Source organism: Marinobacter oulmenensis, from assembly GCF_014201735.1.
In the GTDB taxonomy this organism is placed as follows: Bacteria; Pseudomonadota; Gammaproteobacteria; order Pseudomonadales; family Oleiphilaceae; genus Marinobacter; species Marinobacter oulmenensis.
Window position 1 is genome coordinate 251,231 of record NZ_JACHFE010000006.1, and the last position, 13,286, is coordinate 264,516.

Below are 13,286 nucleotides of genomic sequence, written 5' to 3' on the forward strand. Positions count from 1 at the left end.
GAGGTCAGGCCTCTTCCAGCTTCTGGATGATGTCTGAGTAGAACTCGTTGAAGTTCTGGAACTCGTAGCTGTCCTGGCCGCAGCAGCGGATGTTTCCGGACTTGATGTCGTAGATCCAGCCGTGAATCTGGATCTTGCCGTTCGCCAGTTTGGCCGCCACCGTAGGGTGAGTGCGCAGGTGCTGGACCTGCTGCAGCACGTTCTCCTCAATGGCTTCGTTCAGGAACTGGGCATCCAGCGGCTGATCGCTCGCGATGCCGTGGCGTTCCCGGACGATCTCGATGGCCGACCGGCAATGGCCCAGCCATTCCTGCACGTGGGGTAGCCCTTTCAGCCCCTGAACATCCAGGGCGCCTTTTATCGCGCCGCAGTCGGTATGCCCGCAGACGATAATGTGCCGGACATTCAGTACCGCCACCGCAAACTCGATGGAGGCGGTCATGCCCCCGGTTTCATTGCTGTGCGGAGGTATGATGTTGCCGGCATTCCGGCAGATGAACAGGTCACCCGGGTGGGTGCCTGTCATCATGTTCGGGTCGATTCGTGAATCCGAGCAGGTGAAGAACAGCACATCCGGGTTCTGGCCGGTGGCCAGTTCGCCAAACAGGTCTTTGTGCTCAGGGTAAACGTTCTTTCGAAAATCCAGTACACCACGAATGATATGGTCCATAAGCGTCCTCATGTGCCTCAGCTGATATCGATGAGCACTTCTCCGGGCGTCACTCGATCGCCCTTGTTCACGTAGATAGCCTGCACGGTACCGTCGATGTTGCTGTGAACCTCGGTTTCCATTTTCATGGCCTCGGTGATCAGCACGGCCTGGCCGGCTTTCACTGAGTCACCCTCGTTCACCAGGATATCGACAATGTTACCGGGCATGGCGGTTGTCACATGGCCGGGCTCGGTCGCCTGCTTGCGGCCACTGCCGCCCTCCGCCACGTACTCATTGAGCGATTCAAACACCACTTCCTCGGGCATGCCGTCCAGCGACATGTACAGCTTGCGCTTGCCGGGTCCCGAAGCACCCACACCGGTCACGGCGACCTCATAGGTTTCACCGTGCACATCAATCTTGAACTCGGTGGCCACAGAAGCGGCGATCTGATCCTGGCCCTTGGCTTCCGGTGGCAGCAGTTCCTCCGGCTGCAGTGTGCCGTCGTTGCGCTGCTGCAGGAATTCCCGCCCCAGGTCTGGAAACATGGCGTAGGTAAGCACATCTTCCTCACTGGTGGCCAGACGACCAATGTCTTCCCTGAGCTTGCCAAGCTCGGCACTCAGCAGGTCGGCAGGGCGACCTTCATTGACCGATTCGTTACCGATCGCCTTTTTCTGAAGGTCGTTGTTGACGGCCGCCGGGGGCTGGCCATAGCCACCCTGCAGGTAGCGTTTCACTTCGTTGGTGATGGTCTTGTAGCGTTGCCCGGAGAGAACGTTGTAGACCGCCTGGGTGCCCACAATCTGGGAGGTCGGCGTCACCAGCGGTGGGAATCCCAGGTCCTCCCGAACTTTCGGGATTTCACTGAACACGTCCCGGATTTTCTCCAGGGCATTCTGTTCTTTGAGCTGGTTGGCCAGGTTGGACATCATGCCCCCCGGAACCTGGTTGATCTGAACGCTGACGTCTTCCTTGGTGAATTCGCTTTCGAACTGGTGGTACTTCTTGCGTACCTCGCGGAAGTAGTCGGCAATCTCCGAGAGCAGTTCCAGGTCCAGCCCGGTGTCGTAGTCCGTCTCCTTCAGCGCCGCCACCTGGGACTCGGTGGCCGGATGGCTGGTGCCCTGGGCAAACGAGGAAATGGCGGTGTCGATCCGGTCGGCACCGGCTTCAATCGCTTTCAACTGACACATGGGCGCCAGTCCGGAGGTGGAGTGGCTGTGAATCACCAGCGGCAGATCCACTTCGCTCTTGATGGCCCGTACCAGTTCTTCGGTGGCATAGGGTGTCAACAGGCCGGCCATATCCTTGATGGCAATGGAATCGGCGCCCATGGCCTGGATGTCTTTTGCCTGTTTCACGAACAGCTCCGGCGTGTGCACCGGGCTGGTGGTGTAACAGATGGTGCCCTGGGCATGCTTGCCGGCGGCCTTCACCGCCTTCATCGCCGTTTCGATGTTGCGCAGATCGTTCAGGGCATCGAATACCCGGAACACATCAATGCCGTTTTCCGCCGCCTTGTGAACAAAGGCTTCCACCACGTCGTCGGCGTAATGGCGGTAGCCGAGCAGGTTCTGGCCACGCAGCAGCATCTGCAGACGGGTGTTGGGCAGGGCGGCGCGCAGTTGGCGCAGGCGTTCCCACGGGTCTTCCTTGAGGAAGCGCACGCAGGCATCAAAGGTTGCGCCGCCCCAGACCTCCAGGGACCAGTAGCCGACCCGGTCGAGTTTCTCGCAGATCGGCAGCATGTCCTCGGTGCGCATGCGGGTGGCGATCAGCGACTGGTGGGCATCCCGCAGGATGACATCGGTAACTTCAATTTTCTTGGCATGACTCATGTTGGTTCCTCCCGAAGATTACCAGCCGGCGTGGGCAGCAATGGTGGCCGCGATCGCCAGGGCGATTTCGCTTGGGTGACGTTTGGTGGAATAGTTCAGCAACTCCGGATGCGCCGGTACAAAGCTCGTATCAAACAGGCCCTTACGGAAGTCCGGGTGGTCCAGAATCTGCTGGTAGTAGTTGGCCGTGGTCTTGATGCCGTGCAGGCGCATGTCGTCCAGGGCCCGCTTGCCCCGGTCGATCACCTCGTCCCAGGTGAGCGCCCAGACCACCAGCTTCAGGCACATGGAGTCGTAGTAGGGCGGGATTTCATAGCCGGTATAGATGGCCGTGTCCACGCGCACGCCGGGGCCTCCGGGGGCGTAGTAGTGAGTGATCCGGCCAAAGCTGGGCAGGAAGTCGTTTTTCGGGTCCTCGGCATTGATCCGGAACTGAAGGGCGTAGCCCCGGTACTGGATGTCTTCCTGACGATAGGTCAGGGGCAGGCCGGAGGCGATGCGGATCTGCTCACGAACGATATCGACGCCGGTAATGGCTTCGGTAATGGTGTGCTCCACCTGAACCCGGGTGTTCATCTCCATGAAGTAGACTTCGTTGCCGGTCAGCAGGAACTCGACCGTGCCGGCGTTCTCATAGCCCACGGCCTTGGCAGCCTTGACCGCCAGGCCGCCGATGTACTGGCGCTGCTCCGGGGTCAACTGGGGGCTGGGGGCAATTTCGATCAGTTTCTGGTTACGGCGCTGAATCGAGCAGTCCCGTTCGAACAGGTGCACGGCCTCGCCCTGGCTGTCCGCCAGAATCTGCACTTCGATATGGCGGGGATTGACGATGCACTTCTCCATGAAGACCTCGGCGGAGCCGAAGGCCTTGGTCGCCTCCGAAATCACCCGTGGGTAGTGAGTCTTGAGCTCTTCGGGCGTGTCGCATCGGCGGATGCCCCTGCCGCCACCGCCGGAGGTGGCTTTGACCATGACCGGGTAGCCAATGTCATTGGCCAGCTTCAGGGCTTCATCCAGGTTTTCCAGGTTGCCGTCAGAGCCCGGTGTGACCGGGACCCCGGCGGCACGCATGCTGCTACGGGCCTGCGTCTTGTCGCCCATCTTGTGAATGACGCCGGAAGCCGGGCCAATAAAGGTAACGCCCTGCTGTTCGCAGAGACGGGCAAATTCGGCGTTCTCTGAGAGGAAGCCGTAGCCCGGGTGAATGGCATCGCAACCGGTTTCCAGGGCCAGGTTGACGATCCGGGCCGGGTCCAGATAGCCGGCAATGGGATCGTCCCCGAGGGAGTAGGCTTCGTCGGCCCGCTTGACGTGGAGGCCGTAGCGATCCGGTTCGGTGTAGATAGCTACGGACCGGACGCCCATTTCTGCACAGGCCCGAATGATCCGGACTGCAATCTCGCCCCGGTTGGCGATCAGGATTTTTTTGAGCATGGGAGATTCCCCGTTTTGCGTCCTTTGAAAAGGTCTATTCAGGCTATCGGGGTGGGCCTAAAAGGGAAAATTGATATTATTTGTGGTATATATAAGTAATACCTTATGGTTAGCTGAGCCGAGAGATTGCCTGATGCCAAACAGTATCCAGCAACTTGCCAACCGCCTGACTTTTCGCCAACTTCAGGTGTTCCGTGCCGTCCATGAGCTGGAAAGCTACAGCCGGGCCGGCGACCTGCTGGGGCTGACCCAGCCGGCGGTGAGCAGCCAGATCCGTCACCTGGAGCAGGCGCTGGGATCCCGGCTGTTTGAATACGTGGGGCGAAAGCTGTACTGCACGGCAGCGGGGGAGGAAATGGCAACCTGTGTGGCGGCCGTTTTCGGGGAGCTGGAGCGCGTGCAGAACCGGCTGGCGGCCCTGGAAGGGCGTGTCGCCGGCGAGCTCAAACTGGTGGCGGTCAGCACCGCCCAGTATGTGGTGCCCTATCTGCTGCGCTCCTTTCTTCAGCTCAATCCCCAGGTCAGCGTATCGGTCTCCGTGGTGAACCGCGCCACGGCACTGGAGAGCCTGAACGACAACCAGGCCGGGCTGGTGATCATGGGCATGGTACCCACCGACCGGCCGCTGGCGTCCTTGCCGTTTCTGGACAACGAACTGGTTCCGGTGGCGCCCCGGGGGCACCCGTTGCTGGATCAGGGCCGGGTCAGCCCGGAAACGTTTTTGCGCAGTCAGCTACTGACGCGGGAGCCGGGGTCCGGCAGCCGTCTGGCGCTGGAAGTCTTCTGCCAGGAGCACCGGCTGAAAATGGAGCCGGACATCGAGTTTGGCTCCAACGATGCCGTCAAGCACGCCGTGCTGGCGGGGTTGGGTGTGGCCGTGGTGCCGCGTCTGGGAGTGTTGTCGGAGCTGGCGCTCGGGAACCTTCAGGTGGTTGATGTGCCGGGGTTTCCGCTGCGGCGTAGCTGGTGTGTGGTCTATCCCCAGGCGCGGCAGCCCACGCCGGCCATGCAGGCGTTTATCGATTATATTCAGCAGAACATCGGGCAGTTTGAGCGTCTGTTTCGGCGCCTCAGTTCCTAGGTTGCTTGGGTGGGGTTTTCGTAGCGGTAACCCGGATCATGCGGGGTTTGGCGGGAAGCGCCTCATAAAAATGTGCGGAGCCATGGATGGCGGAGCTCAAGCGTCACAGGGATGTGCCGAAGGAGCGTTTTTTGTGAGGCGCTTCCCGCCAAGGCCCTGCCCGAAAAACAGCAGGCTAAGGCCCGGCGGAAAGTCCTGCTCATTCTTTGGCGTCACTCACCAAGCTTGCGAACAAGAATCTCGTTGAACAGCTTGGGGTTGCCCTGGCCTTTGGAGGCTTTCATCAGCGGGCCCATGAAGCCGCCAAGCATCTTCTTGCGCTTCTTGGGGTTGTCCTCGTTCTGATACTGCTCCACCTGCTCGGGCATGCTCGCCAGCACCTCATCCACCATGGTTTCCAGGGCGCCGGTGTCAGACACCTGCTTCAGGCCCTTGTCCTCAATGATGGCATCGACACTGTCGTTTTCACCGGTCCAGAGGGCATCAAATACCTTCTTGGCGCCGGCTGACGAGATTGTGGAGTCTTTTATTCGAGTAATTAGGCTGGCAATTACGTCGGGGCCAATAAACGCAAGCGCAATGTTTCTTATATTCTCTTGGTTCATTCGACTTGCGATTTCTCCGTTAAGCCAATTTGCTACGAGCTTTGGCTCACCGCACCTCCGTGATGCTTCTTCAAAGAAATTGGCCATGTTTGAGTCAGAGGAGATTGTAGAGGCATCCGCTGAATTCAGGTCGTACTCTTCCATCAAGCGCGCCTTCCGTTCATCCGGCAGTTCCGGCAGACTATTGCGGGCTTCCTCAATGAAGGAATCGTCGATCTCCACCGGCAGCAGATCCGGGCAGGGGAAGTAGCGGTAGTCGTTGGCCTCTTCCTTGGTGCGCATGGACCGGGATTCATCACGGTCGCCATTATAGAGACGGGTCTCCTGCACGATGCGGCCGCCGTCCTCAAGAATGTCGAGCTGGCGCTCAACCTCGTGATGGATGGCCTGCTCCATGAACCGGAACGAGTTCAGGTTCTTGGTTTCCGTACGTGTGCCCAGCTCGTCAGATCCTTTCGGCTTGAGCGAAATGTTGACGTCAAAGCGCATCGAGCCCTGGGACATATCGCCGTCACAAATACCCAGCGAGGTCACCAGACTGTGCAGCTTTTTGGCAAAAGCGACCGCTTCCTCGGCGCTGTTCATGTCTGGCTCGGTGACCACCTCGATCAGCGGCGTGCCGGCCCGGTTCAGGTCGATGCCGGACATGCCGTGAAAGTCCTCGTGCAGGGACTTGCCGGCGTCCTCCTCCAGGTGGGCATGGTGAATACGTACCCGCTTGGTGTCACCGCTTGGCAGATCAATGTCCATATGGCCCGGGCCGACAATAGGCTGGGCGAGTTGGGTGGTCTGATAGCCCTTGGGCAGGTCCGGATAGAAATAGTTTTTACGCTCGAACATGGAGCGCCGGCCAATCTCCGCATTGGTGGCCAGGCCGAACATCACCGCATAACGGAAGGCGTTCTCGTTTGGCACGGGCAGGGTGCCGGGCATGGCCAGGTCCACGGCGTTGGCCTGGGTGTTGGGTTCGGCACCGTAGGCGGTGCTGGAGCCTGAGAAAATCTTGGTCCGGGTGGCGAGCTGAACGTGAATTTCCAGCCCGATCACGATATCCCACTGCATGTGTTCGTCTCCTCTGTCGGGCTTATTTCGGCTCTCGCAGGTGCCAGTCGGTAGCCTGCTGGAACTGATGGGCGGCGTTCAGCAGGCGGGCTTCGGAGAAATGGTCTCCGATAATCTGCAGGCCCACCGGCAGTCCGTCGACAAAACCGGCCGGAACCGACATGGCCGGCAGTCCCGCCAGGTTGATGGCGATGGTGAACACATCCTCCAGGTACATGGCCACCGGGTCGGTGGTCTTCTCGCCCTGGGCGAAAGCCGGGGACGGTGTTACCGGGCTCATCAGTACGTCAACGTCCTTGAAGGCATTGATGAAATCCTGCTGGATCAGTCGGCGGACCTTCTGGGCCTGCAGGTAATAGGCATCGTAATACCCGTGGGACAGGGCGTAGGTCCCTACCAGAATCCGGCGCTTGACCTCGTTGCCAAAACCTTCAGCCCGGGTGCGGGTATACATGTCCATCAGGTCTTTCGGGTCTTCGCAGCGGTAGCCGTAGCGCACACCGTCAAAGCGGGACAGGTTGGCGGATGCCTCCGCCGGTGCGATTACGTAGTAGGCAGCAATCGCCAGCTTGGCGTTGGGCAGGGAAACTTCCTGAACAATGGCGCCCTGCTTTTCATACTCGCTGATGGCATTGCGGACCTGCTCGGCCATGGCCGGCGACAACTGGTCGCTGAAATACTCGCGGGGCAGGCCAATCTTCATGCCTTTAAGGGATTGGTCCAGAGTGGCGGTGTAGTCCGGCACTTCCCGGTCAATGGAGGTGGAGTCCCGTGGGTCAAAGCCGGCCATGACATTCAGCATCAGCGCGTTGTCTTCGGCTGTCCGGGCCATGGTGCCACCCTGGTCGAGGGAGGAGGCAAAGGCGATCATGCCGTACCGGGACACCCGGCCATAGGTTGGCTTGAGCCCGCTGATACCACAGAGGGCAGCTGGCTGACGGATGGAGCCGCCGGTGTCAGTGCCAGTGGCGGCCGGTACCAGGCGAGCAGCCACGGCCGCCGCCGAACCACCGGATGACCCGCCGGGTACCCGTTTCTGCCCGGAGCTCAGGCCCCATGGGTTGGTGACCGCGCCGAAGTGGCTGGATTCATTGGAGGAGCCCATGGCGAACTCGTCCATATTGGTTTTGCCCAGGCACACTGCGCCGGCGGCCTTGAACTTTTCCGCGACCGTGGCGTCGTAGGGCGGCACGAAGTTTTCGAGCATTTTCGAGCCGCAGGTGGTGCGGGTGCCATTGGTGCAGAAAATGTCCTTGTGGGCGAAGGGCACACCGGTCCAGGGCGTTGCCCGGCCAGCCGCACGCATGTCATCGGCTGCTTTGGCGTCGGCCAGGGCCTGGTCCTCGCATACGGTAATAAAGCTGTTGTACTTGCCGTCTTCCTGCTTCAGACGGTCCAGGAACTGCTGGGTCAGTTCCACGCTTGAAATCTTGCCGCTTTCCAGTTCCCGGGAAAGCTCTGCTACGGACTTGTTATGCATCATGAATCCTGAAGTCTCTGATGGCTGATCACTCAATCACTTTCGGAACCAGGTACAGGCCTTTCTCCGTGGCCGGGGCGATGGCCTGGAATCCGGCACGCTGGTCGGTTTCCGTCACCTCGTCGGCACGCAGTCGTTGAACGGCGTCCAGCGGGTGTGCCATGGGTGCAACCGAATCGGTGTCTGCCGCGCCCAACTGGTCCACCAGGTCCAGAATATTGCCCAGATCTTTCTCCAGTGCCGAAACCTGCTCGTCGTCCACTTTTATGCGGGCGAGCACGGCAACCTTCTCGATGTCCTCGCGGGAAATGCTCACGTTGCCTCCAAATGTGTGAAAACAATTTAATGGGAGATGCTTGGGGAAACCGCCTGTCATGCCCCTTTTAAAACCGGCCTGCTATGGTATCAGAATCCCTGTCCCGATGGTTCCCCGGGCCGCAGCAAAACCTGCCGCAAAATATCATCATGGCAATGCCTGTAGCCCGGATGGCGCCTTGCCTGCACATGCCCTCACTGCTAAAGTTGCCGCATTCTTTTCTGCAACCGCAACTCTCAGGTTGAAACAACACGAATGTTAATCAAAAGACTCCGAGGCATCTTCTCCAGCGACCTGTCCATCGATCTGGGCACCGCCAACACCCTTATTTACGTGCGTGAGCGCGGAACCGTCCTGAACGAGCCGTCAGTTGTCGCGATCCGCACCAATAATTCCCAGAAAATGGTCGCCGCCGTCGGCTCCGAAGCCAAGCGTATGCTGGGTCGTACGCCGGGCAATATCACCGCCATCCGTCCGATGAAAGATGGCGTTATCGCCGACTTTGTCGTCACCGAGAAAATGCTGCAGCACTTCATTCACAAGGTGCATGAAAACAGCTTCATTACCCCGAGCCCGCGGGTTCTGGTGTGTGTGCCCAGTAAATCCACCCAGGTGGAGCGCAAGGCCATTCGTGAATCCGCTCTGGGCGCCGGCGCCCGGGAAGTGTTCCTGATGGAAGAGCCCATGGCCGCCGCCATTGGCGCCGGCCTGCCGGTGGAAGAAGCCAGTGGCTCCATGATTGTGGACATTGGTGGCGGTACCACGGAAATCGCCATCATCTCCCTGAACGGCATTGTCTATGCCGAATCCGTCCGGGTCGGTGGTGACAAGTTTGACGAAGCCATCGTGACCTATGTGCGTCGCAATTACGGCAGCCTGATCGGCGATTCCACCGCCGAGCGCATCAAGCACGAGATCGGTTGTGCCTATGAGGGGCTGGAAGTCCGGGAAATCGATGTCCGCGGACGCAATCTGGCAGAGGGCGTGCCTCGTGCGTTTACGCTGAACAGTGAAGAGATTCTGGACGCCCTGCAGGAATCCCTGGCGCAGATCGTTCAGACGGTCAAAAGTGCGCTTGAACAGTCCCCGCCCGAGCTGGCCTCGGATATCGCCGAGCGCGGTATTGTCCTGACCGGTGGCGGCGCGCTGCTGCGGGGCCTGGATCAGTTGCTCAGCGAGGAGACCGGCCTGCCGGTGATCATTGCCGAAGATCCGCTGACCTGCGTGGCCCGTGGCGGCGGCAAGGCACTTGAAGTCATGGATCGCGGCGGCATTGGGATGTTCTCCCAGGAGGGTTGATCCCGTGGGAGGGCTTCGCCATTAAAACCATCTTTGTCCAGGGGCCGGTGCCCGGCCTCAGGCTCTTTCTGGTTATCCTCGTATCGGCAGCGTTGATCGCTGCCGATGCCCATTTTGACCGGCTGTCTCCGATGCGCAGTGCCATTTCCACAGGGCTGGCGCCGGTGCACTGGCTGGGCAATGCCCCCTATCGTTTCAGTGACTGGTTCTCCGGCCTGTTTGTCACCCGTGGTGATCTGGAGGAGGAAAACGAGGAACTGAAAACCCGTCTGTTGATTCTCGAGCGCCGGGCGCTCAAATATGCCGCTCTGGCGGCCGAGAACAATGAACTCCGACACCTGCTGAATTCATCGGAAACTCTGGATGACCGTGTGGTGGTCAGCGAGGTGGTGGGTGTCTCTCCGGACCCCTTTTCCCATGAGATCATCATTAACAAGGGCGAAAGCGACGGGGTCACCGTGGGCCAGGCCATTCTTGATGCGGAGGGACTGATGGGGCAGGTGATCCAGACTAGCCAGTTTACTTCCCGCGTTCTCCTGGTTTCTGACAGCAGCCACGCGGTTCCGGTGGAGGTCGTGCGAAATGGTCTGCGGGCGGTGCTTCTGGGGACTGGCCAGAGCAATGAACTGGACCTTGTTCACGTGCCCGACACAGCCGATATCCGCGAAGGCGATATGCTGGTCAGTTCCGGGCTGGGCGGCCGCTTCCCGCGCGGATACCCGGTGGCGGAAGTCAGCAGCATCACCAAGGAAGCCGGTGAGCCCTTCGTCAGTATCAAGGCCTCGCCGGAAGCCCGGTTGAGCCAGAGCCGGCTGGTGCTGGTGGTTTTCCAGCGCCAGGAGGAGTCGGTACCCGACGCCATCGATAGTCCGGCAACCGGGGAGGTGAACTGATGCTGTCGGTTATAAGCTATCCCGTTTTCCTGGTATCGGTGGTCCTGTCCCTGGTACTGAGTATCTCCCTTTTCCCCGCCGGCTGGTTTGAGTTCCGCCCGGAATGGCTGGGGCTGGTGGTATTCTACTGGACCTTCCGGGCGCCGGCGCAGTTTGGCGTGCTGATGGCCTGGTGTCTGGGACTGTTGCTGGACGTGCTGGAAGCAACCCCCCTCGGCGTCAACGCCATGGCTATGGCCATGGTCGCCTTTCTGGTGTTGACCATTCACCAGCGCCTGCGCATGTATCCATTGCCGCAGCAGTGTCTGGTGGTGTTCCTGCTGCTGGGGGTCAGCCAGATGCTGGTGCATTTTATCAAACAGTTTCTGGGGGCCGACAATCCGGGGTTCAGCTACCTCTGGCCGGCCCTGACGTCTGCCATCCTCTGGCCGCTGGTGTCCAGCATTCTTGACCGTATCAATCACAAACTCGGGTAGTGTGCATGACGGCTCTGATTCTGGCTTCGGCCTCACCTCGCCGCGCCGAGCTGCTGACGCAGATTGGCCTGAGTTTTCGGGTGCAGCCGGCGAACATCGATGAAACGCCAGCTGCGGCTGAATCGGCCCTGGCCTATGTCGAACGCATGGCCCGGGAGAAGGCCCTGGCAGTGGCAGGACAACATCCGGAGGATCTGGTATTGGGCTCTGACACCTCGGTGGTGCTTGATGGGCTCATTCTGGGCAAGCCGGAATCAGATCAGCAGGCCCGGGAAACGCTCAATAGCCTTTCTGGCGTTACCCACCAGGTGATGACCGCCGTGGCGCTGGCCCGGGGCGAGTTCTGCGACACGGTGGTTTCAGTCACCGATGTGACCTTCCGTGACCTGTCCGACGACGAAATTGCCGCCTATGTCGCCACCGGGGAGCCCGCTGACAAGGCCGGCAGCTACGGTATCCAGGGCCGTGGTGGTATCTTTGTCAGTGAACTGAAGGGCAGTTACAGCGCCGTCGTCGGCCTGCCTTTGCAGGAAACCGCCGACTTGCTGGCGCAGGCAGGGTATCCGGTCTGGCAGGGCTGGCCAGGTGGCAGTAAGGAGAACGGAACATGAGTGAAGAAATCCTGATCAACGTGACGCCCGTCGAGACCCGGGTTGCCCTGGTGGAAAACGGCATGCTCCAGGAAGCGTACATCGAACGTACCAGCCGCAAGGGCATTGTCGGCAACATCTACAAGGGTAAGGTGGTTCGGGTGTTACCGGGGATGGAAGCCGCCTTTGTGGATATTGGGCTGGAGCGGGCCGCGTTCATCCACGCGTCGGATGTGGTCTGTAGCCAGACAGGCCCTGACGAAGCCTCCGACGTGCCCAAAACGGTGCCGGATATCCGGACACTGTTACGGGAAGGTCAGTCCCTGGTGGTTCAGGTGACCAAGGACCCCATCGGTACCAAGGGCGCGCGCCTGACCACCCAGCTTTCCATTCCGTCCCGCTATCTGGTGTTCATGCCCGGTGTCAGTCACATTGGTATTTCCCAACGCATCGAGGACGATACCGAGCGTAGCCGCCTGAAGGCACTCATCGAGCAGGCAGCGGTCGAGAAGGAGGACATCGACGGCGGTTTTATCATCCGCACTGCGGCTGAAGGCGCCTCGACCGAGGAGATGGTGGCCGACATGGTGTACCTGCACCGGGTCAGCCAGTCGATCAATGAGCGTATCACCCGGGTCAAGGCGCCCTGTGCGGTCTATCAGGATCTGCCTCTGTTTATCCGCACCATCCGGGATCTGATCCGTCCGCAGACCGAAAAAGTCCGGATTGATAGCCGCGAAAGCCATCAGCGGGTGATGGAGTTTGTTGACGAGTTCGTCACCGAATTCTCCGACAAGGTGGAATACTATCCCGGTGAGCGCCCGATCTTCGACCTCTATTCTGTCGAGGACGAGATCCAGAAGGCCCTGAGCCGGAAAGTGCAGCTCAAGTCCGGTGGCTATGTGATTATCGACCAGACCGAGGCGATGACCACCATTGATATCAATACCGGCGCGTTTGTCGGCCACCGGAATCTGGAAGAGACCATCTTCAAGACCAACCTGGAAGCTGCCCGGGCCATCAGCCGGCAGCTCCGGCTGCGTAACCTCGGCGGCATTATCATCATCGACTTCATCGACATGGAGGATACCGAGCATCAGCGTCAGGTCCATCGCATGCTCGAGAAGATGCTCGAACGGGACCATGCCAAAACCAAGATCACCGGTGTCTCGGAGCTCGGTCTGGTGGAAATGACCCGCAAGCGTACCACTGAGAGTCTGGGTCAGGTGCTGTGTGAATCCTGCCCTGTGTGCGATGGTCGGGGCTTCCTGAAAACTGCAGAGACGGTCTGTTATGAGATTTTCCGCGAGATCATGCGGGTGAACCGGGTTTACGAAGCTGAAAGCTACCTGGTCATGGCCTCCCAGAAAGTGGTGGACCGCCTGTTGGATGAGGAATCAGACAATGTGGCGGACCTGGAAACCTTCATCAGCAAAACCATTCGCTTTCAGGTTGAGCCCTTTTACAGCCAGGAACAGTACGATGTGGTACTGCTCTAGTGTCCCGTCTGGCTAATATCTGAGCTACTGATCCAGAGGCCCCAGGGAGAGCGGTCTG

At 59.8% G+C, this 13,286-nt stretch carries 12 protein-coding genes; 6 read left to right on the top strand and 6 right to left on the bottom strand.

Going from position 1 to position 13,286, the window contains the following annotated elements; all coding sequences use genetic code 11:
* Positions 1 to 4: 4 nt before the first annotated feature.
* The 3 genes from HNR38_RS12930 to HNR38_RS12940 are packed head-to-tail and all read right to left on the bottom strand — an operon-like array spanning position 5 to position 3,927.
* The gene (locus HNR38_RS12930; protein ID WP_183704887.1) at positions 5 to 670 is read right to left on the bottom strand and encodes a carbonic anhydrase; all 666 of its coding nucleotides are present in this window, start codon (positions 668 to 670) and stop codon (positions 5 to 7) included.
* Positions 671 to 687: 17 nt separating this feature from the next.
* A complete protein-coding gene (gene oadA, locus HNR38_RS12935; RefSeq protein WP_183704889.1) occupies positions 688 to 2,493 on the bottom strand; it encodes a sodium-extruding oxaloacetate decarboxylase subunit alpha in 1,806 nt (601 codons plus the stop codon).
* 18 nt (positions 2,494 to 2,511) lie between these two features.
* Entirely contained in the window at positions 2,512 to 3,927 is a 1,416-nt protein-coding gene (locus HNR38_RS12940; protein WP_183704891.1) for an acetyl-CoA carboxylase biotin carboxylase subunit, read from the bottom strand.
* A gap of 133 nt (positions 3,928 to 4,060) precedes the next feature.
* Between HNR38_RS12940 and HNR38_RS12945 the strand changes: the two genes are divergently transcribed.
* Entirely contained in the window at positions 4,061 to 5,008 is a 948-nt protein-coding gene (locus tag HNR38_RS12945; protein WP_183704893.1) for a LysR family transcriptional regulator, read from the top strand.
* Positions 5,009 to 5,220: 212 nt separating this feature from the next.
* Here the strand turns inward: HNR38_RS12945 and gatB are convergent, their stop codons facing one another.
* The 3 genes from gatB to gatC are packed head-to-tail and all read right to left on the bottom strand — an operon-like array spanning position 5,221 to position 8,471.
* The gene (gene gatB / locus HNR38_RS12950) at positions 5,221 to 6,675 is read right to left on the bottom strand and encodes an Asp-tRNA(Asn)/Glu-tRNA(Gln) amidotransferase subunit GatB (RefSeq protein ID WP_183704895.1); all 1,455 of its coding nucleotides are present in this window, start codon (positions 6,673 to 6,675) and stop codon (positions 5,221 to 5,223) included.
* Between the two features lie 22 nt (positions 6,676 to 6,697).
* Positions 6,698 to 8,155 (bottom strand): Asp-tRNA(Asn)/Glu-tRNA(Gln) amidotransferase subunit GatA, encoded by a 1,458-nt coding sequence (gene gatA, locus HNR38_RS12955; RefSeq protein ID WP_183704986.1) that lies wholly within the window; start codon positions 8,153 to 8,155, stop codon positions 6,698 to 6,700.
* A 28-nt stretch (positions 8,156 to 8,183) separates the two neighbouring features.
* Entirely contained in the window at positions 8,184 to 8,471 is a 288-nt protein-coding gene (gene gatC / locus HNR38_RS12960) for an Asp-tRNA(Asn)/Glu-tRNA(Gln) amidotransferase subunit GatC (protein ID WP_183704897.1), read from the bottom strand.
* 255 nt (positions 8,472 to 8,726) lie between these two features.
* On the opposite strand from gatC, the gene HNR38_RS12965 reads away from it, so the two are divergent.
* From HNR38_RS12965 to rng, 5 genes are read left to right on the top strand one after another with little or no spacing between them, the layout of a single operon-like run.
* A complete protein-coding gene (locus HNR38_RS12965; protein ID WP_183704899.1) occupies positions 8,727 to 9,770 on the top strand; it encodes a rod shape-determining protein in 1,044 nt (347 codons plus the stop codon).
* Positions 9,767 to 10,663 (top strand): rod shape-determining protein MreC, encoded by an 897-nt coding sequence (gene mreC / locus HNR38_RS12970; protein ID WP_221275806.1) that lies wholly within the window; start codon positions 9,767 to 9,769, stop codon positions 10,661 to 10,663. Before HNR38_RS12965 ends, mreC begins: the two co-directional genes overlap by 4 nt.
* On the top strand, positions 10,663 to 11,139 hold the full coding sequence (gene mreD / locus HNR38_RS12975; protein ID WP_183704901.1) for a rod shape-determining protein MreD: 477 nt from the start codon (positions 10,663 to 10,665) through the stop codon (positions 11,137 to 11,139). The genes mreC and mreD overlap by 1 nt, the downstream gene beginning before the upstream one ends.
* Positions 11,140 to 11,144: 5 nt before the next feature.
* The gene (locus HNR38_RS12980) at positions 11,145 to 11,750 is read left to right on the top strand and encodes a Maf family protein (protein ID WP_183704903.1); all 606 of its coding nucleotides are present in this window, start codon (positions 11,145 to 11,147) and stop codon (positions 11,748 to 11,750) included.
* The gene (gene rng / locus HNR38_RS12985) at positions 11,747 to 13,228 is read left to right on the top strand and encodes a ribonuclease G (protein ID WP_183704905.1); all 1,482 of its coding nucleotides are present in this window, start codon (positions 11,747 to 11,749) and stop codon (positions 13,226 to 13,228) included. The genes HNR38_RS12980 and rng overlap by 4 nt, the downstream gene beginning before the upstream one ends.
* Positions 13,229 to 13,286 lie beyond the last annotated feature (58 nt).